The sequence below is a fragment of the Paraburkholderia kururiensis JCM 10599 = LMG 19447 genome (assembly GCF_003986935.1).
GTDB lineage: Bacteria > Pseudomonadota > Gammaproteobacteria > Burkholderiales > Burkholderiaceae > Paraburkholderia > Paraburkholderia kururiensis.
Genome location: NZ_RJZE01000005.1, coordinates 322,354 through 340,545, shown reverse-complemented (window position 1 = coordinate 340,545; position 18,192 = coordinate 322,354). Strand labels below are relative to the sequence as shown.

The 18,192-nt window shown below is 61.3% G+C and carries 19 protein-coding genes; 12 read left to right on the top strand and 7 right to left on the bottom strand.

Translation table 11 applies throughout. From position 1 onward, the window contains the following. A partial coding sequence (locus PKKP23_RS08450) for a winged helix-turn-helix transcriptional regulator (RefSeq protein WP_205702999.1) occupies window positions 1-160 on the bottom strand: 160 nt, incomplete at its 3' end. 89 nt (window positions 161-249) lie between these two features. Between PKKP23_RS08450 and PKKP23_RS08445 the strand changes: the two genes are divergently transcribed. After that, window positions 250-1,065, top strand: coding sequence for a porin (locus PKKP23_RS08445; RefSeq protein ID WP_244144199.1), 816 nt, complete (start codon window positions 250-252; stop codon window positions 1,063-1,065). 729 nt (window positions 1,066-1,794) lie between these two features. Then, window positions 1,795-2,193, top strand: coding sequence for a DUF3597 domain-containing protein (locus PKKP23_RS08440; RefSeq protein ID WP_026121948.1), 399 nt, complete (start codon window positions 1,795-1,797; stop codon window positions 2,191-2,193). Between the two features lie 211 nt (window positions 2,194-2,404). Here the strand turns inward: PKKP23_RS08440 and PKKP23_RS08435 are convergent, their stop codons facing one another. Next, window positions 2,405-2,857 carry a hypothetical protein gene (locus PKKP23_RS08435; RefSeq protein WP_240658827.1) on the bottom strand — a complete coding sequence of 151 codons (453 nt, stop codon included), beginning with the start codon at window positions 2,855-2,857 and terminating at the stop codon, window positions 2,405-2,407. 1,244 nt (window positions 2,858-4,101) lie between these two features. Between PKKP23_RS08435 and PKKP23_RS08430 the strand changes: the two genes are divergently transcribed. Next, entirely contained in the window at window positions 4,102-4,308 is a 207-nt protein-coding gene (locus PKKP23_RS08430) for a hypothetical protein (protein ID WP_017777308.1), read from the top strand. 43 nt (window positions 4,309-4,351) lie between these two features. Here the strand turns inward: PKKP23_RS08430 and PKKP23_RS08425 are convergent, their stop codons facing one another. Both PKKP23_RS08425 and PKKP23_RS08420 read right to left on the bottom strand, forming a co-directional pair. Continuing rightward, complete coding sequence (locus PKKP23_RS08425; protein ID WP_168724549.1) at window positions 4,352-5,908, bottom strand: PqiB family protein; 1,557 nt, start codon at window positions 5,906-5,908, stop codon at window positions 4,352-4,354. 42 nt (window positions 5,909-5,950) lie between these two features. Beyond that, window positions 5,951-6,619 (bottom strand): DUF3313 domain-containing protein, encoded by a 669-nt coding sequence (locus PKKP23_RS08420; RefSeq protein WP_126876541.1) that lies wholly within the window; start codon window positions 6,617-6,619, stop codon window positions 5,951-5,953. Between the two features lie 305 nt (window positions 6,620-6,924). Here PKKP23_RS08420 and PKKP23_RS34300 point away from each other — a divergent pair, with 305 nt between their 5' ends. Beyond that, entirely contained in the window at window positions 6,925-7,257 is a 333-nt protein-coding gene (locus PKKP23_RS34300) for a hypothetical protein (protein ID WP_205702998.1), read from the top strand. 213 nt (window positions 7,258-7,470) lie between these two features. Beyond that, window positions 7,471-8,070 carry a TetR/AcrR family transcriptional regulator gene (locus PKKP23_RS08410; RefSeq protein ID WP_017777313.1) on the top strand — a complete coding sequence of 200 codons (600 nt, stop codon included), beginning with the start codon at window positions 7,471-7,473 and terminating at the stop codon, window positions 8,068-8,070. 18 nt (window positions 8,071-8,088) lie between these two features. Here PKKP23_RS08410 and icmH read toward each other — a convergent pair whose 3' ends face one another. The 3 genes from icmH to tssJ all read right to left on the bottom strand — a co-directional run bounded on the left by icmH (window position 8,089) and on the right by tssJ (window position 10,929). Beyond that, window positions 8,089-8,880 carry a type IVB secretion system protein IcmH/DotU gene (icmH, locus tag PKKP23_RS08405; RefSeq protein WP_017777314.1) on the bottom strand — a complete coding sequence of 264 codons (792 nt, stop codon included), beginning with the start codon at window positions 8,878-8,880 and terminating at the stop codon, window positions 8,089-8,091. Beyond that, window positions 8,877-10,223 carry a type VI secretion system baseplate subunit TssK gene (tssK, locus tag PKKP23_RS08400; protein ID WP_017777315.1) on the bottom strand — a complete coding sequence of 449 codons (1,347 nt, stop codon included), beginning with the start codon at window positions 10,221-10,223 and terminating at the stop codon, window positions 8,877-8,879. The genes icmH and tssK overlap by 4 nt, the downstream gene beginning before the upstream one ends. A 91-nt stretch (window positions 10,224-10,314) precedes the next feature. Next, window positions 10,315-10,929: a type VI secretion system lipoprotein TssJ gene (gene tssJ / locus PKKP23_RS08395; protein ID WP_017777316.1), complete on the bottom strand. Its 615-nt coding sequence runs from the start codon at window positions 10,927-10,929 to the stop codon at window positions 10,315-10,317. 364 nt (window positions 10,930-11,293) lie between these two features. On the opposite strand from tssJ, the gene PKKP23_RS08390 reads away from it, so the two are divergent. The 7 genes from PKKP23_RS08390 (at window position 11,294) to tssG (ending at window position 18,154) form a co-directional block, all read left to right on the top strand. Next, a complete protein-coding gene (locus PKKP23_RS08390; protein WP_126876540.1) occupies window positions 11,294-11,959 on the top strand; it encodes a tetratricopeptide repeat protein in 666 nt (221 codons plus the stop codon). Between the two features lie 42 nt (window positions 11,960-12,001). After that, window positions 12,002-12,541, top strand: coding sequence for a type VI secretion system contractile sheath small subunit (gene tssB, locus PKKP23_RS08385; protein ID WP_017777318.1), 540 nt, complete (start codon window positions 12,002-12,004; stop codon window positions 12,539-12,541). A gap of 30 nt (window positions 12,542-12,571) precedes the next feature. Further along, window positions 12,572-14,065: a type VI secretion system contractile sheath large subunit gene (gene tssC / locus PKKP23_RS08380; RefSeq protein WP_017777319.1), complete on the top strand. Its 1,494-nt coding sequence runs from the start codon at window positions 12,572-12,574 to the stop codon at window positions 14,063-14,065. A gap of 75 nt (window positions 14,066-14,140) precedes the next feature. Next, window positions 14,141-14,644 carry an Hcp family type VI secretion system effector gene (locus PKKP23_RS08375; protein ID WP_017777320.1) on the top strand — a complete coding sequence of 168 codons (504 nt, stop codon included), beginning with the start codon at window positions 14,141-14,143 and terminating at the stop codon, window positions 14,642-14,644. 70 nt (window positions 14,645-14,714) lie between these two features. Next, complete coding sequence (tssE, locus tag PKKP23_RS08370; protein WP_017777321.1) at window positions 14,715-15,194, top strand: type VI secretion system baseplate subunit TssE; 480 nt, start codon at window positions 14,715-14,717, stop codon at window positions 15,192-15,194. A 60-nt stretch (window positions 15,195-15,254) separates the two neighbouring features. Beyond that, on the top strand, window positions 15,255-17,096 hold the full coding sequence (tssF, locus tag PKKP23_RS08365) for a type VI secretion system baseplate subunit TssF (RefSeq protein WP_126876539.1): 1,842 nt from the start codon (window positions 15,255-15,257) through the stop codon (window positions 17,094-17,096). After that, window positions 17,060-18,154: a type VI secretion system baseplate subunit TssG gene (gene tssG, locus PKKP23_RS08360; RefSeq protein WP_126876538.1), complete on the top strand. Its 1,095-nt coding sequence runs from the start codon at window positions 17,060-17,062 to the stop codon at window positions 18,152-18,154. Before tssF ends, tssG begins: the two co-directional genes overlap by 37 nt. The last annotated feature ends 38 nt before the right edge of the window (window positions 18,155-18,192 follow it).

Below are 18,192 nucleotides of genomic sequence, written 5' to 3'. Positions count from 1 at the left end.
GGCTGTGGCGCTCGGGATAGGCTGGCAGAACCGTGCCGGCCCGGATGTAACGCCTGACCGTGTTTCTGGACACGCCCAGCCGTCTGGAAATCTCGCGCAACGAGACCTGATCGCGAAAGTGCCAGCGTCGGATGATGCTCAATATAGCCACGTCGATCACTCCGTTCCCCTGCCCGTTGCCGAGCAGGTCAGTGTTCTACGTGGGTCAATATTCGATGCAAATTACTGCCCTGGCCGGGTCAAGTTTCCGTGCAAATCAACAGCCAGGCCTATGTGGGTCTCTCTTCTAATGCGGCCGGCACGATTACGCTGGGGCGCCAGTATGACTCGATGGTCGATTACGTGGGTCCGCTGACCGCAAACGGAAGCTGGGGCGGCACGTTCTTCTCGCATCCGCTGGACAACGACAACACCAACAATTCTTTCCGCATTAATAACTCGGTCAAGTACACGAGCGTCAATTACGGTGGATTCAACTTCGGTGGCTTGTACGGCTTCAGCAATCAGCCGGGTTCGCAGAAGAACAACCGCGCATGGAGCCTGGGGGCGTCGTACGACAACGGCCCGCTGAAGGCGGCGGTTGCGTATCTGCACCTCAATCGGCCCGGGACGACTGCGTACGGTGCTGTCAGTGACGATGCGACGTTCGCGGCCGGCCGTCAACGTGTTGCGGGCGCGGGCCTGAACTACACGTTCGGCATGGTCACGCTTGGTGGCGTCTTCACGTACACGAATCTCAACGATACGGGCGCGCTGTCGTCGCTGATTTTCACGAACTACGAGGTGAACGCCAAGTTCGCGCTGACCCCGGCGTTGTCCCTCGGCGCGATGTACGACTATACCCATGTGCGCGCGGGCGTGCAGTCAGCTGGCGTTTGGAAAGGCCACTGGAATCAGTTTGGCGTGATGGCCGACTACGCATTGTCGAAGCGCACCGACGTGTATGGTCAGATGGTGTACCAGCAAGGGCAAGGCATTGCGCTGGCGGACATCGCCGGTACCTCGGGCCCTTCGTCCAACGATCATCAGGTCGTTACCCGCGTTGGCATTCGCCACAAGTTCTGATCGTCGCGGTCCAATGATGGCCGCTTGATGTGGCGGCCAAAAGGCGTCCGCACGTCGCGAACGGCGCGTGCGGACGTTCAGCGAGAGTCTTGGCACAAGCGGTGCCACTGGTTCGTAGCATCGATGGAACCTCGCGCCACTGGGCATCCCCGTTGTTATTCGGTATCGCGTAGTGATCGAGTTTCTTGACAGGAAGGAGAGGCAGCATGAAACAAAACATCACCGTCGCACCGATTGCATATGCATTCTCGGGCGCAGTTTTCGCGCAGGCTTAGTCTACTATCGCACCGGCGCCTTTGAGCCTGAGGGGCACCGTGGCTGCACCGGCACCCGAGGCGAGCGTCGCGCCGGTTAAGCATCAGCGTCATATGCACCCTCATCATCGCAAGCATCACACGAGCGTCGCGGCGCCGTCCATGACAGCTAGCCAGTAAGACGTTGCACCTGGGCGCGGACTTTTTCCGCGCACCCGGAGCGAGCTTGCTTAGGCGACGTAAGGGGGCGGTTCCTGCATCCCTGCGTCGCTTTTTTATTACGAGCACTGACGTGCGCGTCGCCCTTGTTTCGCTACGCCTGAATTTCCGTACATCGGTCTGCGTGTATCAGAAGGCGCTGCGAAGCCTTTAACAATCTTTGACGCATTTTGTTTCGAAGCGCTACGAGGGCCCGCGTACCATGATGATCGCGCGGCGCACGCATGCGTCGATTGCAAACCTTTGGGAGATTTCAATGAGCATTTTCGGTGACATCGTAAGCAAGCTTTTCGGTAAGGCAAAGCCGGATCAGCCGGCGCCTGCTGCGCAGCCCACGCCCGACCCTGTTGCCGCACAGGCGGCGACGGACGCCGCACCAGCTGCCGCCCCGCTCGCGGATGTCGACGTGGCTGCCGTGATGGAGCAACTGGTGAGCGAGAGCGGTCAAACGCTGAACTGGCGCACGTCGATTGTCGACGCTATGAAGGCGCTGGGTATGGACAGCAGCCTGGAACATCGCAAGCAATTAGCTCAGGAACTGAAGTACGGCGGAGATATGAGCGACTCCGCAACGATGAACATCTGGCTGCACAAGCAACTGATGCAAGCGCTTGCAGCGAATGGCGGGAAATTGCCGCCGGAACTGCTGAGCTGATGTCGCGTACATCCGCTTGACCTGGTCCGTCCCGGCATACCGCGCGTTAGTTCTGCGTGTGGCATGCCGGCACGGTCAGGCGACCATGGTACGTTGCGTGGATCTTAATGCTTGACGCCGGGTTCACTTCCTTGGCAGCCCAAGGTGGTGGGAACAACCGGTTTGTCGGCTCTATCCGCGTACCGTACCATTTGAAGCAAGTCGTGCCTTCTCAAGATGCCCCCGGCGTCGGCAAGCGTGTGTGATCCGAGCCTGTTGCGAGTCTCGTCAGTTGCTTCCAGGCAAGCGCGTACCGATGCGACGGCAATGAGGCGAGTTGTCGATCATGCAGGGTCAGAATCTGCTCGATGACGACGTAGTCGTCGTGGGGCAGTGCCCATTGGGCACCATGTTCTGCACTGGTCATGCTGCGATCGAGCACATGTTCCGCGTGACGGAGCAGCGCTCGTTCATCCAAGGCTGACTTGTCAAGCATGAACCAGGCGAGATAGACGACCTTTAGCAGACAACTGATGTGGTCCGCCTCGCCGTTACCTGAACGTATCGCGACGAGTGCAAGGTGGTTTTCCAGCGACAGCGCGCGCGTTGTCGCTAGTGGCAATGGCAGGAGCATTTCTCGCGTCAATGGTTTTTTTCGCACCGAATGGCGATGGCTGCGGGCCATGGTTCAACCGCACTCCCGCGCGCGCCGCATTGGTCGCATGCCTTTCCGCAGTGGGTAAGATTTTCTCCGGCCTGCCGCTCGGCTCGTCGTTAGATGCTGCGGCGGTTCCAGCCCTAAGCTCATTCGTTGCTCGTAATTTTTGGGATGCACCTGCGTCAGAGTGAGGTTCTCGTAGCGCGGCGATTTATAAATGAGCATATCTGGGAATTTAAAAGCGTTGCGAATTTTTGTTGCATGATTCTATCTACAAGCAATTGATGTCGTACAGTTAAAAAGTAGATTGCGATCGAAATCGTTACACATTTTCAAAATTTCGCTATGAATTTTTATAAATGCGCCTGGAATTATGTCTATTGAGTATTTTTGGATAAATTAATGTGCCGTTTGACAAATTTTCGCGATTTTAATCCGTCGAGTGAGTGTCGAGAGCGTGCGGGCGTTCCTGACTGATTGTTTCGACGGGCTGCGTGAAGATGTCTCGTTGAATATGCCAGATATTGTGTGGTTTGATGGGGCGTGAAATACGACTGCCATTTGCAAGTGGTCTTTGGTTAGATTGATGGCGGGTGCATTGGTACTCATGGGATCCCTCGTGGTGCTTCGGTGATTTCTTGAGGGATGACCCAGATTATTTTGGAGGATGAATCTCGATTGGCCGAAATTCGAGTGAGGCAAAGAAACTCGTTCTCAACGTTGTGAATCGAAAAATTCGATGTTGTCGTCAAGCCTGGACATGTAAACGGGCAAAGTGCAGAAGAGGGGCGGTCTGCAGCTCAAGCCTTCTGTCGTCCCTACCTTCGCTTCGCACCACGTCCTGTCAGGAAATCCTGACACCGCAAGCAGTGCCTTCCTAATCGACATTCCGCCTGCGCCGACTGCTCCGGGTTCCAGCTCGCGCCTAAGATGGTCTCGTCAGCGCGATGGAAAAGGGCAGGCTGGACGAGCAGTAATCCCTGCGGGAACGCCTGGGCAAGAGCATCTGCGGATCCGGAACCGTGTCCGCCCAGCTCTCGCTGCTGCACTGGCCATACCCTTCACAAAGCGTTGCGTATGTATTCACGTACAGTGCACGTACAGCGGCTCGCCGGCATGTCCGCATTCCTCTGCTTACGTCACGAAGGTTGTTCGTGGGACGTTTTCCGCCGCAGAGTACGACACCGAAAATCAACGCCTGCTAGCGGTAATGTGAGCGAGAGGAGAATGCGGGAACAGCAGAAAGGGCTGCACACAGCGAGGAGCTAGCCATGTCGGGTCAAACGAACGCACCGCTCGACCACGAAGCCAACCTGCGAGCCTGGCTCAGCGAGTGGTATGACTACGCAGTGTCGGCGGGTTTCATTCACCCACCCTATGAGCTGAAGGAGGCGGTTGCAGAGCGGCTCGAGGGCTATTTCAACGTGGGATTGTCGCCGCATGAAGGCGCTACGGTGTTCTTCGGCACGCTGCACTGACACAGACCGAAACTCGTCGCGGGCGCAGACATGTCCGCGCCGTTCACGGCTGCGGATCCGGGCGTTTGCCGTATAGCAGCGACTCGGGATGCAGCTGCAACTGATCGGCGAGCTGTTTCAGCGTTTGCAGCGTACGTGTGAGTTGCCCGAGCGCTTCATGCATGTTGCCCGTCAAGGGCGATCCTTGTTGGAGCGTGGCCTGTGCTGCGCTGAAGGACTTCCGCGTGGCCGCGAGCGTATCTCGTGCCTCGGGTACGAGTTGCGTATCGAGCTGCTCGAAGAGATTCGATGCGCTCTTCAACGCGTTGTTCAGGTTTCGGCTCGTTTCGTCGAAGGGCACGCGATCGAGCTTTTTCACGATATCGGCGATCTGCGTCTGAAGCTCGTCGAGAGTGTTCGGCACGGTCGGCAGTTCCAGGGGCGTGCGGTCCACGTCGATGGACACGGGTGGCGCCGCGGGAAACATGTCGAGCGCGACATAGAGCTGGCTCGTGACCAGATTGCCAGTGCGAAGCTGTCCGCGCAGGCCGTCGGCCACCATCTTGCGCAGCAGTGCCTTGCCGGCCGCGGCGTCGCCGGATCTGATGGATTGTCGGTAACTGCGGCCCAGCCGGTCCGGAAAGAGGATGACGCTGACGGGAACGGTGAATGCCCGTCGACGTGCATCGTACTCGGCGTCGATTGCCGTCACGTAGCCGAGCTCGACGCCGCGAAAGTCGACGGGCGCGCCTACTGCCAAACCGCGGACCGACTGCGTGAATTTCATGACGACGGGCGCCGGCGGTCCTTCGGGCTCGCGCATGGCGGAAGCCTCGTCGTTGGCGAGGGGAAACGATCGGCCGCTCGGCGCGGGGTCGCGGGACGCCTGGCGCGGTGGTGTTTCGAAGGCGAGCCCGCCGGTCATCACGGTCGCAAGCGACTGCGTGTTGAGCTTCACGCCATTCGAATCGAGCCGAAGCTCCACGCCGCTTGCATGCCACCAGCGCGTTGCGGCGCCAACGTACTGGTCGTAGGGCGCGTTCACGAAAACGTCGATGGTGACGCCTGTTCCGTCGGTATCGATCGCGTAGCCCAGCACGCGTCCGGCTTTCACGTGCCGGTAGTAGACGGGCGAGCCGATATCCACCGATCCAATCGACTCCCCGCGTAGGACGTAGCGTCGGCCGGCGTCGTCGTTTGCAACCGCGGGTGGCGTTTCGAGTCCGTTGAAGCGCGCGCTGGCCTGATGCGAGCGTCCCGGATCCGCACCAATGTATGCGCCCGAAAGCACGGTCTCCAGGCCTGACACACCTGCCGCGCCCACGCGTGGACGCACCACCCAGAAGCGCGTGTCGGCAACGGCGAATTCCTTTGCATCCGCGGCGAGCTGCACGTCCACGAGCACGCGGGAATGATCATTCGAAAGACGTATCGCTTCGACCGAGCCAACGTTCACGTTCCGGTAGCGCACGCGCGTCTTGCCAGCTTCGAGCCCTTCAGCGGTAGCAAAGGCGATGGTAATGCCCGGCCCTTTGCTACTGACCGCCTTGATGATCAGCGCGAGACTGACCAGCGCCGCGGCAAGCGGCACAAGCCAGATCAAAGGCGGTAGCCAGCGCATGATCGACACGGTAGCAGTCCGAAGGAACGGGAAGAGAGGAAATCAATCGAGTTGGGCGACGAGTGCGTCTGCACCTTTGTCGATGCCTGTTTTCGCCGCGCTCAGTGACCCGAAGCTCGCGCCGATGTTCATCGGATTCGGATACTGCTTGCTCACATAGGCACGCAGCAGACGGTTTGTCGAGGCGTCGTAGATTTCAACGGCGTACATCACGTAGCCGGTGAATGCGCCCTCGCGGCCACGAACAGCCTGCACGCCGTTGTAAAGACCGCCCGCGATGTCGAAGCGGGACAGCGTGCTAATGACGGGCGTCGTCGTGGCGCCGCCCGTCAACGTCAGCCTGAGCCTCAGCGTGTTCGGCGCGGGCGTGTTCGCGAGGTCGAAGCGCGTGCGCAGCTTCTTCGCGAACGTGGTTTGCATGTAGCTTGCGAGCGCTGATTTGTCTGGCGCGCTCATGTCGCCGAACTGGTGATCGGCGCCCTGATAGATGGTCACCGGGTCCAGGATCGCGCTCCGGTAGGTGCTCCAGTTCACCTGGGCGGCGTACTCGTACGGCACACGCCAAGACTTGTCCTGTGCGTCTGCACGCAGCGACGGTGACGATGCGATGCCCGCATATTTGACCGGCTGCACGTTCGAGCATCCGGCGAGCGTTATTCCCAGGCACGCGGCTGCCACCACGAGTCGCACGGATTGACCTGACTTTTTCATCCGATTCTCCATTTTCGTCCTTGCGGACCGCCTGTTACGGGCACCGCCGGTGCCCAACGTGAAAAGAGCCCGCAGCGTAGCATCGCCATTTCTGGATGTAAACCGTCCAGACGGTTTGTATATTAGGATGCGCCCGATATTGCGATGGACGGACGGTGATTCCGTCTGAAGGGAATGGGCGATGAAGCGGACTATCGAACGGCTGGCGGAGATGCGGCGATCGGCGATTGGCCGGTTCGTCTGCGGCCTGTATGCGGTGATTGCGGGTCGCCTGTGAAAAACGTTGCCTGGAAGGGAGGCCGCGAATGCCGCTAGTCTCGACGTTTTCGCTACTGACGAGCGCGCCCGTGCACGAGCGCGTGCTGGCCGCGGCGGACTTCTTTGCGCTTAGCTTGCCGCCGGCGTTAATGGCCGCGCTCGTTTTCGTAGCGGCCTATCTGCTCGTTGCCGTTCCGCTGTATTGGCGGCGCGACCCGCCAGAAACGCGCCATGTGTTCGGGACGATAGCGGGCCTGTTTGCGGGGCTCGTCTACATCGTGTTTATCGTCGGCATTTATCCGGATTTGCGGGATGGTCATGCGGCGGCGCCCCCGGCGGCGCAAGGCCAGCAGACAGCCGGTAGCGTCTTGAAGCGATGACTGCGCGAGCAACGATCGGCCATCATCTGCCTGCACGCCCGGCGCAAAGGCACAGGCGAGCCGGCGCGGGCCGGTACGCCGCCTTGATAGAATCGCGGGATTCCGCCCGCAAGTTGCGCTTATTCTTCTGACATGCCGCACGCCTCGCGCCGACACGGCCATGCGGCCAGCAAGGCACGCTGCGAGCACACAAGACGTTTGACTAGAAAGGAAATGGACAATCCCACCCGTTCGGAGCGATCCCGAAGCACCGCTATTCAGGCTGCGCTTGTCATCATCACGCGCGACGGCCCAGGCGCCTTGACGTTCGATGCGCTGGCACGCGAAAGCGGAATCAGCAAAGGAGGCCTGCTGCACCAGTTCCGGACCAAGAGCGGCATCCTGAAAGCGCTCCTCGAATATCAGCGGGAGTATTTCGAAAACTTCGCGCGCAACTATGCGGCCAATCAAGGTGCGTCGGCGCAGCATCCGGCGCTGCTTTCGCAGATCGCGGTGGCGCGGGAGTCGACTAATCAGCCGCACTCGCTTGCGCGCGCGGTCCTGGCCGCGCTCGTGGAGGATCCCAATCTGCTCGACGCGTTGCGAGAAGCCGATAGCGAGAAATTCGACAAGATTCGCGCCGAAGCCGCTGACCCCGAACTCGCCCTGTTGCGTCTTGCCGCGGCGCGAGGTCTGGCGTTCTACGCATTGCTGGGCCTTCTGCCGCTTCCGGAGGCCCAGCTCGACAGCCTCTTCGAGCGTCTGCTCGACGATGACAGGTGGCAATCGGCCGAGGCGGCCAACACCGCGGGCACTTCACGCCCGAGGCGCTAAAGTGCGACGCGGGCTTCGTCAAGGCAGCGATATCGTGAGATTCGCCGACTCCGGTCCGACCTTGATCACCTGGGCATAGGGCGACAGCGTGCGCAATGTGTTGTCGCGCAGATACGTGTTGAGCCCGAGATACGCCACAAGACCCACGAGCGCGAACACCGCGCCGATCACCCATAGCGGCACCTCGCGCTTCAGGCGGTGCGCCACCTGGTCCGGTAGTGGCCAGTGCGGCGCGAACGCTGCACGCTTGCCCTTCATATGGGCGATCTCGTCGCCGAGGCGAGCCGTCAGATACGCGAGCTTCTCCGGACCTTCCAGCAGATACTTGCCCTGGAAGCCGAGCAGCAGGCACATGTGGAAGACCTCGAGCGACTGTAGGCGTCTTGCGCCCTGCGCGCGGCATTCTTCGAGGTACTGAAAGAATTTCTCGCCGGCCAGCTGTTCGCCGAACAGCACGAGCTGCAACGGCCGGCGCTCCCATTCCGCGCGAATGCGGAACTGCGAAGCGAGCACGGATTCGTCAATAGCGGCACAGAACGCGAACTTCGCCGCGTACACGTCTTCGGCAGCCACGTCGAGCTTCTTCGCGCCGCGCTCGAAATCGCCGAGAAATTGCTGGATGCGCGCGCGGAATTCGTCGGCGTCGCCCGGCTCGCGTCCGTTCTTCAGCAGGAACAGCATGAAGAAGCCGTCGTACAGCAGATCGAGCAGCGAGCGGACCTGATAGGTCGGTTCGCTCGCGGGCGACGATGCGGGATTCGGGGTTGCCGTCGGCGTGCCGTTGCCGAAAAGGGAGGGCGCGTAGCTCATGATGTGACCGCGATGAGTTCGAGTTTGAGATCGTCGATGCCGGAGGGCGCGTAGATGGTCGCCGATTGGGCCTGCAGCATGCGCTCGTAGAGTGGGCCGCGCGCTTCGAGCGAGAAGTAGCAGGCGCCCGGACGCACCGGAATGGCGGGCGGCACCTGCGGCGTGTAGACGAGGCGCACGCCGGGCATGGCGGAGAGCACGAGCTTGTCGACGTCGTCGGGTGCGCCCACCTTGAAGCGCGCCGGCACCGCTTCGACGAGTTCGACTGTCGGCATGTTGGCGGACACCGCGACGAAGAACTGCGTCTTGTCGTCGATCTTGCCTGAGTCGAGCCGCCCGGTATGGAACGACGGACGGAGCTCGTCGAGCGCAATCGCGAAGTAGCGTGTGGAGATGACAGTCTCGAGCAGATCGCGCAGCATCGTGTCGAGTCGCGCGAAGCCGGGACCCGGGTCGTCGTGACGATAGGCCGGCAGATCGGCGAGCGCGTAGCCCTTCGAAAACGTCATCAGTTGTCCTGTCAATCTCAGCAGTTCCTGGAACAGCCGCTCGGGATGCAGCGCCGCGTGCTGGTACAGGTGCGCAAGCGTTGCAAATGCCGCGTTAGCGGTATGCAGCAGCCAGAACGAGGCGATGTCGCCCGAGCGGAACTCGATGATGTTTTTCGTCGGCTCGCGGTGAAAGCCGTACAGCGCGTTCACCTTGGCCTGCAGCGCGTCGATCAGTTGGCGCAGACGCTGATGCAGGATGGGCGATGCCTCGATGGCAAGACACGGCGGCACGAACGTATCGTCGATCTCGAAGCCCGACGTCGCCGTGCGTCGCACACGCACGAGCGGCACCGCAAGCAACTGGTCGCGCGGCTCGCTGTGCGCGATCAGCTTGACGCTGGTCTTGAGGAACGCGATGTCGGCCGCGGCGGCGTCGGTAAAGTGATCCGCCACGGGGGCCTGCTCGCTCACGTAGCGCGCGACGAAGCCGGCATCGCGATCGTCCGTATAGTTCGCGCCGGTATCGCGCAGCGGGTGCAGGGCAAGAAAGAACGTGAATTCGTTGATACCGTCGGGCAGCGTATCGAGGGCTACGGGCGGCGGAGGGTCGTCGGCCTGCGGAGCGGAGTACAGCGTGCCGTCCGGAAAGACCAGCGCGAGATCGGCCACCCGCAGCACGTTGCTGCCCAGCGCGTCGCGATCGAAGCGCACGGAACGCACGCCCCAGTTGTACGGTTGGATGGACTGAATGGACTCGAACAGGCGTGCCTCATGATAGGCGTCCTGCCGCTGAAAATGCTGCGGCCTGAGAAACAGGCCTTCCCCCCAGAGCACCTTGGCTGAATAGCTCATCTCAAACCTGTCGTATGCGTGCGGCCGAATACAAGAACGGGGCCGGCCATGCCGGATTCAAAGATTGTTAAATGACACGTCAGCGTCATTCTTATCCGCAACTCACTGAAGACAGCATATTCAGCGGTTGCGACGGCATTCCCTGTTCAGGCGCGATCACTGTGCCATTCGTAACCGTCATGGCGCAGTTATGCAGGCCGACCATTATGCCGGATTTCTCCGATTTCGCAGGATCGAACGCGAATTTCCAGCGCTGCATGGCCGGATCGCGGAACAATGCCACGATACCCAGCGCCTGTGCTTCCCTGGAAACCTTTTCAGTGGCCGAATAGCGTTGACCGGGTATTAAAGTCACCTCCCGGACACTAAGCAAATCAGCTCCCAGGGTACTTTTTTCCTTTTGAGGATCTGTAAAGGTATCGAAAGGCGCCTGCTCGAACGAGGTGGGGTCTTTTAGCGCATAGACTCGCACCACGAGGGCGAGCGGCCGGTTGTCGTTGGCCGCGTTGAGGTTTGGCGCGGCAAAGAGCGTCAGGCCGATATTGCGCGGCGGCTTCTGCGCGTCGGGTACGTCGGGTTTGCCGATGCCCGCTGCCTGAAGGGCAGAAGACGCCGCGGCGCCCAGCACCGAGATGCCTGCGGCACAGCCCGCGAGCGCCACGCTCGCTGCAAGTGCTGATGCATATTGAATAAAGCGCGGATTCATTGTGAATCGGCCGGCCGAGCGCCGGCGCCTCCCCCGTCAAGCCCTGGAAAATCAGAAAAACGGCCTTTTGCCACATATTTGCACATATTTAACGATGCTCGACGCATATGCCACACGGGCTCTCCGCGTGGCAGTTCAAGCCGCTTTCAGGAAACTTTTTCCGGGCCGGATCGGATATTCCAGATAATTTCGGAAAGAATTTCTTGCTGCTAGCGGTAAAGGCCAACTGCAATTCTTTTTGTGCAATACCTCTTCGCGCGGAAGTTGAATTGTAGAAATTTGGCCTGTACTATACCCGCGCACTTCACTTAAAGTAAAACCCGGTTTGCACCGGAATTAAAAAACTCGCCTGTCGGTGAAAAAGATGAAACAGCGGCTTCACACGAAACTATCTGGGGTGGTGTTGGCGTGCGGACTCGTCGCCGGCTGCGCGACGCAAAACAACGTGGCGACTACGCCGCAAGCTTTCGACAAGGCATTGGCGGACGCAGATACGGTATCGAAGGGCGGCGATCAGGATCGTGCCATCGCGCTGTATCAGCAACTCGCCAAGAGCGACCCGACCCGCGAAGAACCGTGGTCGCGCATTGCGCAGATCCAGTTCTCCCAAGGTCATTACGGCCAGGCCATCGTCGCTGCGCAGGAAGCCCTGCAGCGCGATCAGACGGATCGCCAGGCGAAGAGCGTACTGGCGGTGGCCGGTCTGCGCGTGGCGACGCAATCGCTTGGCGAATTGAGGCAGGACGCCTCGCTTGCCGGCGACGCAAAGTCGGACGCCCAGGTCCTCGCCAAACAATTGCGCGACACGCTGGGCGAAGAGTCGTTGTTCCCGCCCGAGCAACAGGCTGAAAAGCCCGTGCCGAAGAAGCGCCGCATCGTGCGCCACGTGGTGAAAGAGAAGCCGGCGGTGACCGCAAGCGCAACGGGCAGCGCCGCTCCCGAAGCTGCGCCGGCCGCCGCTCCGGCGCCCGCGCCTGCAAAGGCTGCGCAGAGCGGTGGCGCCTCGGACCCGTTCAGCGCGCTGCGCTGATTCACACTCAAACGACTGTTCGTCTGCACCTGGGAGCCGTTCATGGCGAAGAAGGAAAGCATTCAGAAGCGCTTGCAAAAGGTGCGGCCGCCCCGCGTGCAGCTCACCTATGAGGTCGAGCGCGGCGACGCTATCGAAATCAAGGAACTGCCGTTCGTGGTGGGCGTGGTTGGCGATCTCGCCGGTCAGTCTGAAGTCGAGCAGCCGAAGCTGCGCGATCGCAAGTTCGTCAGCATCGATCGGGACAACTTCGACGACGTGATGCGCGGTATCGAGCCGCGCGCCGCGTATCAGGTGGAAAACCGCCTCTCGGACGCCGGCGGCAAGTTCGCGGTCGACCTGCGTTTTCGGTCCATTGCCGACTTCAACCCGGACGAAGTCGTCGCGCAGATCGAGCCGCTGCGACGCCTGCTCGAAGCGCGCCAAAAACTGGCCGACCTGCGCAACAAGCTTGCCGGCAACGACAAGCTGGAAGACCTGCTCGCCGAAGTGCTCAGCAATACGCAGCAACTCCAGGCACTTGCGCGGGTGAGCGGTGCAGCGGCGGGCGACCTGAAAGACGGCGAAGCCAAAGACGAATAAACGCAGTACGGGGTGTGCGAGGGGTATGAGATGAACCAGCAAACGGCAGCAGCGCAACTCACGAGCGTGGACGAAGCGGACGCGGCACCGTCGCTGCTCGACGAGATCGTCGAGAAGAGCAAGGTCGCGAAGTCCGAGTCGGAGCACGCGCGCGCGAAGGACCTGATCGGCGAACTCGTGCATCAGGTGCTCGACGGCACGGTGATCGTGTCCGACAACCTGTCGGCCACCATCGACGCACGCGTGGCCGAACTGGACCGGCTCATCTCGGCACAATTGAGCGCGGTCATGCACGCGGCGGAATTCCAGCGCCTCGAAAGCACATGGCGCGGGCTTCACTATCTGTGCCAGGAGAGCAACACCGGCTCCACCATCAAGATCAAGGCACTCAACGCGACCAAGCGCGACCTCGTGCGCGACTTCAAGACGGCTATCGAGTTCGACCAGAGCGCGCTCTTCAAGAAAGTCTACGAAGAAGAGTTCGGCACCTTTGGCGGCGCGCCGTTCGGCACGCTGATCGGCGACTTCGAAATTACGCGTCAGCCCGAGGACGTCTATTTCATCGAACAGATGGCGCACGTTGCCGCCGCGGCGCATGCGCCGTTCGTAGCGTCGGCTTCGCCCGAACTGCTGGGCCTCGAATCGTTCGCCGATCTGGGCAAGCCGCGCGATCTCGGCAAAGTGTTCGACACCGTCGAGTACGCGAAGTGGAAGTCGTTCCGCGATTCCGAAGATTCGCGCTATGTCGGTCTTACGCTGCCGCGCTTTCTCGGCCGTTTGCCGTTCAATCCTAAAGACGGCGCCACGGCGGAAGGCTTCAACTTCGTCGAAGACGTGGACGGCACCGACCACAGCAAGTACCTGTGGTGTAACGCAGCCTGGGCTTTTGCTGCCCGTCTGACCGCTGCATTCGACGACTTCGGCTGGTGTGCCGCGATCCGCGGTGTGGAGGGCGGTGGGCTGGTGGAAGACCTGCCCACGCATACCTTCAAGACCGACGACGGCGAAGTCGCACTGAAGTGTCCGACCGAAATTGCCATTACCGATCGGCGCGAGAAGGAACTGAGCGACCTCGGCTTCATTCCGCTCGTGCACTGCAAGAACTCGGACTACGCTGCGTTTTTCGCAGCACAGTCGGTGCAAAAGCCGCGTAAGTACAGCACGGATAGTGCGAATGCGAACGCCGTGCTCTCCGCGCAGCTCCAGTACATCTTCTCGGTCTCGCGCGTGGCGCACTACCTGAAGGCGATGATGCGCGACAAGATTGGCAGCTTTGCATCGGCTCAGAACGTCGAGGTTTTCCTGAACCGCTGGATTTCCCAGTACGTGCTGCTCGACGACAACGCCACCCAGGAGCAAAAGGCGCAATTCCCGCTGCGTGAAGCGTCCATCCAGGTCTCGGAGATTCCGGGCAAGCCTGGGTCGTATCGCTCGGTGGCGTTCCTGCGTCCCCATTTCCAGCTGGACGAGCTGTCTATTTCGCTGCGGCTCGTCGCGGACTTGCCGAAGCCGGCCAATTCCTGAAATCGAAGGCCATCGCCCGGGCGGGGGCCGCCCGGGCCGTCTGTCAAAACCACCTCTTTGGGGAGTCGATGAGTTATGAAGGACATCTATTTAAAATTCGGCAATCCTGCGATCAAGGGCGAGTCGGCCGATAAGGACCACACGGGCTGGATCGAAATCGATTCGTGGAACCACTCGATCCTGCAGCCGCGCTCGGCAACGGCATCGACGGCAGGCGGCCACACGGCGGAGCGCTGCGAGCATTCCGACATGCGCTTCACGAAGGACATCGACGTGGTGAGCCCGCTGCTGTACCAGCATGCGTCGGGTGGCACGACGTTCGACGAAGTCACGATCGACTTCATGCGCTCCGACGGCGAAGGCAACCGCATCAAGTACCTCGAAATCAAGCTCAAGTACGTGATCATTTCGAGCATCACGCCGAGCGTGGTGGGCGAAGGCCTGCCGACCGAGGACTTCTCGCTGAAGTACGCCGCCGTCCAGTGGAAGTACACGCAGCAGAAGATCGGCGGCAACCAGGGCGGCAACGCGCAGGGCGCCTGGAGTCTCACGAAGAACGACAAGACCTACGCGGTCTGATCGTGCGGCGAGGTGTGCGCATTCGGTAACGGGTGCGCCACCTTGCCGTCGTTGAACTGACGACTGCCTGATGAAGCGCTTCGAACCCAGCTTTCTCGACAAGCTGTTCGATGACGAACCGCATCTGCCGGCGCCGGCCGCGATGCGGCAATTGTCGCTGGACGAGCTGAAAGGCGCGGTTGCGCGCGACGTGGAAGCGATCCTGAACACGCGAATCGCGCTGACCGAGGAAGAGCTCACGTCGCTGCCGGAATGCTCGCGCTCGGTGTTGACCTACGGTCTGAACGATTTCGCGGGCTTAAGTCTCGCGAGTCATTACGACCGAACCTTCATCTGCAAGTCGATCCAGCAGGCCATCGAGCGTCACGAGCCGCGTTTGCGGCAGGTCGCCGTCACGCTGGAACTCAACGGGCAATCCACGCATGCGCTGTGTTTTGCGATTCAGGCCCTGCTCGTGGTTTCGGCGGCAGAAGAGCCGGTGAGCTTCGACGCGATGCTGCAACCGGCCACGCTTCAATACTCGGTCTCGCGAACACGCGCGAGAGCTTGATGCATCTTGCCCGCCACGGCGGCGGGCGCGGCAGCACGAGAGGGGTTCGGGGATAGATTGATGGAAGAACTGCTGCCGTATTACGAGCGCGAACTGTCGTTCCTGCGTCGTTATTCGCGTGACTTCGCCGAGCGCTATCCGAAGATCGCGGCGCGCCTCGCCATGACGAGCGAGCATTGCGAAGACCCGCACGTCGAGCGAATGATCGAGTCGTTCGCATTGCTGGGCGCGCGTATCAACAAGAAGCTCGACGACGACTATCCGGAATTCACGGAAGCATTGCTCGAGGTGCTGTACCCCCACTATCTTCGACCGTTTCCGTCATGTTCGATTGCGCAGTTCGGTATGTCGGCTGCCGTGAGCCAGTTAACGGAACCGCAGACCGTGCCGCGCGGCACGGAACTGCGCAGCCGGTCCATTCGCGGCGTGGAGTGCCGGTTTCGCACGGCCTACGATGTCACGCTGGCGCCGCTCGCCATCAGTGATGCGAAGTATCTGCCGCTCGCCATGGCGCCGGGTGCCACCGTGCTGCCCCCGAACGCCACCGGCATCGTCTCGATCACGTTCGCTTCGACTTCACCTCAGCTCGATCTGGCTGCGCTGAAAGTGCCTCGCCTGCGGGCCCATCTGCATGGCGAGCAGTCCTTCATCGCGGCACTCGCCGATTGCCTCTTCGTCAATGCACTCGCTACGTATGTAGAGCCGGACCGCTGCGGACGCTGGAAGGAAATGCGCGCCACGCCGGTCACGCAAGCGGGTTTCGACGAAGCGGACGGCTTGATCGACTATCCGGCACGGTCGCATCCCGCCTATCGTTTGCTCACCGAGTACTTCGGCTTTCCCGAGAAATTCGATTTCGTCGATTTCGATCTCGGCGCCATGCTGCGTACCGCGGGTCCGTGCCGCGGCCTTACGCTTCACGTCGTACTCAAGGACGTGCGCGGCGACTCGCATATGGCGCGCCTGCTGGAGACGCTTTCGGCAAGCCACTTGCGGCTCTTCTGCACGCCCGTCGTGAATCTCTTCAGGCAGCGCGGCGAGCCGATTCGCGTGAGTCACCAGGCCGTGTCCTACCCTGTCATTGCCGAAGGGCGCAACGCGTTCGCCTACGAGATCTATTCCATCGACTCCGTCCACCTCGTGCGTCAGCGTGCGCACGAAGAGAAGGTGATCGAGTTCAGGCCGTTCTATTCGCTGCATCACGGCGAGACGGAAAAGGCCGGGCATTACTGGTTCGCTCGGCGCAATGCCTGGGTGGCGGAGAACAGCCCTGGCTACGAGACGGAGATCTCGATTGTCGATATCGACCTCGAACCCTCGGCGCCGCAAACCGATACGCTGAGCGTCGATCTCACCTGCACGAATCGCGATTTGCCGTCGCGGCTCGCCGTGGGTCTGGAAGGCGGCGACCTGTTCGTGGAAGGGGGCGCGCCGGCAGGCAGCAGCATTGCGATGCTGCGTCGGCCTACGCCCACGGCGCGCTTCGAACGTGGACGCGGCGCGCACTGGCGGCTCGTTTCGCATCTCGCGCTCAGCCATGTATCGCTCGCAAACAGCGGCCTTGCTGCATTGAAAGAGATGCTCGTGCTCTACGATCTGCGGCGCTCGGCGGTGTCGTCGCGCCATATCGAAGGCATTGTCGGCATCGAACAGCGTGCCGCCGTGCAATGGCTGCCCGGCAAGCCGTTCGCGACCTTCGTGCGCGGCGTCGAAATCCGGCTTACGCTGGACGAGGAGCACTTCGTCGGCACGAGCGTGGCCACGTTCGTGCGCCTGCTCGACACGTTCTTTGGGCTTTACGTGCATCTGAACAGTTTTGTGCAACTGATCGTCGTGTCGAAGCGCACCGGCGAGGAGATTCTGCGATGCAAACCGCGCAGCGGCGAGTCGATCCTGGTGTAATCGAGCGTCTGCTCGACGAGCCGCACGCGTTCGAATTTTTCCAGGCCGTGCGCATGCTGGAGCGCTGGTTTTCGGACAATGATGCCGCCGCGGCCACGCGCACCGGCGACGTGCTGGCGAAGCGCATCGGCTTTCGCAGCACGCTGTCGCTCGCGTTTCCGCCCAGCGAGATCGAGCAGGCTCAACCCTACGACCACAGCGGCGACGCGCTGAAAAACAAGGATCAACGCACAGCGGCGCTGGCCAACGGCGGACTCTCGCGCGTCGATATCACGCCGTCGTTTTTCGGCCTGTTGGGCGGTCAGGGCGCGTTGCCGCTGCACTACACGGAGCAGATCGTCTCGCGCGAGCAGCTGAAGCGCGATCGCGCGGCGCGCGAATTCTTCGACGTATTCGGCAATCGCGCGACGGCGCTCTTCTACGCGGCCTGGAAGAAGTACCGCCTGCCGTTCCATTACGAACTCGATCGCGACGAACGCTATCTGCCGTTGCTGCTCGCTCTGGCGGGCGTGGGCGATGGCGGCACACGCGAGAGCCTGCAAACGGGCAATGGCGCGTTGTTCGACGAAGCCATTGCCGGTTACGCATTGCCCGCGCGACATCGTCCCGTTTCGGCGGCCTATCTGCAGCGCACGCTGTCCGATTACTTCAAGGTGCCTGTGCGCGTGGACCAGTTCATCGGCAAGTGGTATGACGTGCCGCGCGATCAGCTCACCGTGCTGGGCGAGATCAATGCGACGCTTGGCGCGTCGGCGCTCGCGGGCGAACGCGTGTGGCAGCGCGACATGCGCGCGCGGCTCGTGATTGGCCCGCTTTCGAAGGCCGATTACGAATCGTTCCTGCCGGGCTTCGATTGCGCTATCGCGCTCGAACGCATGCTCACGTTGCTGGCGGGCGTCACGCTGGAGTACGAAGTGTCGCTCGTATTGCGGCGCACGGAAGTCGGCCCGAGCCAACTGGGCGGCGGCGCGCGACTGGGCTGGGACGCCTTCCTGTGCACCCACGCAGCGGACCGCGATCGCGCGGATGCGCGTTACGAATTGCACGTCATCCACTGACGAAGATCTCAAAGAAGAACCGAACCGTACGAGAACCG

What these genes read in the sequence shown, in the direction of transcription:
- PKKP23_RS34300 (WP_205702998.1), top strand. Translation starts at nt 6,925, where the DNA reads ATGCCGCTAGTCTCGACGTTTTCGCTACTGACGAGCGCGCCCGTGCAC.
- icmH (WP_017777314.1), bottom strand. Translation starts at nt 8,880, where the DNA reads ATGAGCTACGCGCCCTCCCTTTTCGGCAACGGCACGCCGACGGCAACC.
- tssC (WP_017777319.1), top strand. Translation starts at nt 12,572, where the DNA reads ATGAACCAGCAAACGGCAGCAGCGCAACTCACGAGCGTGGACGAAGCG.
- tssE (WP_017777321.1), top strand. Translation starts at nt 14,715, where the DNA reads ATGAAGCGCTTCGAACCCAGCTTTCTCGACAAGCTGTTCGATGACGAA.
- tssK (WP_017777315.1), bottom strand. Translation starts at nt 10,223, where the DNA reads ATGAGCTATTCAGCCAAGGTGCTCTGGGGGGAAGGCCTGTTTCTCAGG.
- tssF (WP_126876539.1), top strand. Translation starts at nt 15,255, where the DNA reads ATGGAAGAACTGCTGCCGTATTACGAGCGCGAACTGTCGTTCCTGCGT.
- PKKP23_RS08375 (WP_017777320.1), top strand. Translation starts at nt 14,141, where the DNA reads ATGAAGGACATCTATTTAAAATTCGGCAATCCTGCGATCAAGGGCGAG.
- PKKP23_RS08435 (WP_240658827.1), bottom strand. Translation starts at nt 2,857, where the DNA reads ATGGCCCGCAGCCATCGCCATTCGGTGCGAAAAAAACCATTGACGCGA.
- tssJ (WP_017777316.1), bottom strand. Translation starts at nt 10,929, where the DNA reads ATGAATCCGCGCTTTATTCAATATGCATCAGCACTTGCAGCGAGCGTG.
- tssB (WP_017777318.1), top strand. Translation starts at nt 12,002, where the DNA reads ATGGCGAAGAAGGAAAGCATTCAGAAGCGCTTGCAAAAGGTGCGGCCG.
- tssG (WP_126876538.1), top strand. Translation starts at nt 17,060, where the DNA reads ATGCAAACCGCGCAGCGGCGAGTCGATCCTGGTGTAATCGAGCGTCTG.
- PKKP23_RS08425 (WP_168724549.1), bottom strand. Translation starts at nt 5,908, where the DNA reads ATGCGCTGGCTACCGCCTTTGATCTGGCTTGTGCCGCTTGCCGCGGCG.
- PKKP23_RS08410 (WP_017777313.1), top strand. Translation starts at nt 7,471, where the DNA reads ATGGACAATCCCACCCGTTCGGAGCGATCCCGAAGCACCGCTATTCAG.
- PKKP23_RS08440 (WP_026121948.1), top strand. Translation starts at nt 1,795, where the DNA reads ATGAGCATTTTCGGTGACATCGTAAGCAAGCTTTTCGGTAAGGCAAAG.
- PKKP23_RS08430 (WP_017777308.1), top strand. Translation starts at nt 4,102, where the DNA reads ATGTCGGGTCAAACGAACGCACCGCTCGACCACGAAGCCAACCTGCGA.
- PKKP23_RS08390 (WP_126876540.1), top strand. Translation starts at nt 11,294, where the DNA reads ATGAAACAGCGGCTTCACACGAAACTATCTGGGGTGGTGTTGGCGTGC.
- PKKP23_RS08420 (WP_126876541.1), bottom strand. Translation starts at nt 6,619, where the DNA reads ATGAAAAAGTCAGGTCAATCCGTGCGACTCGTGGTGGCAGCCGCGTGC.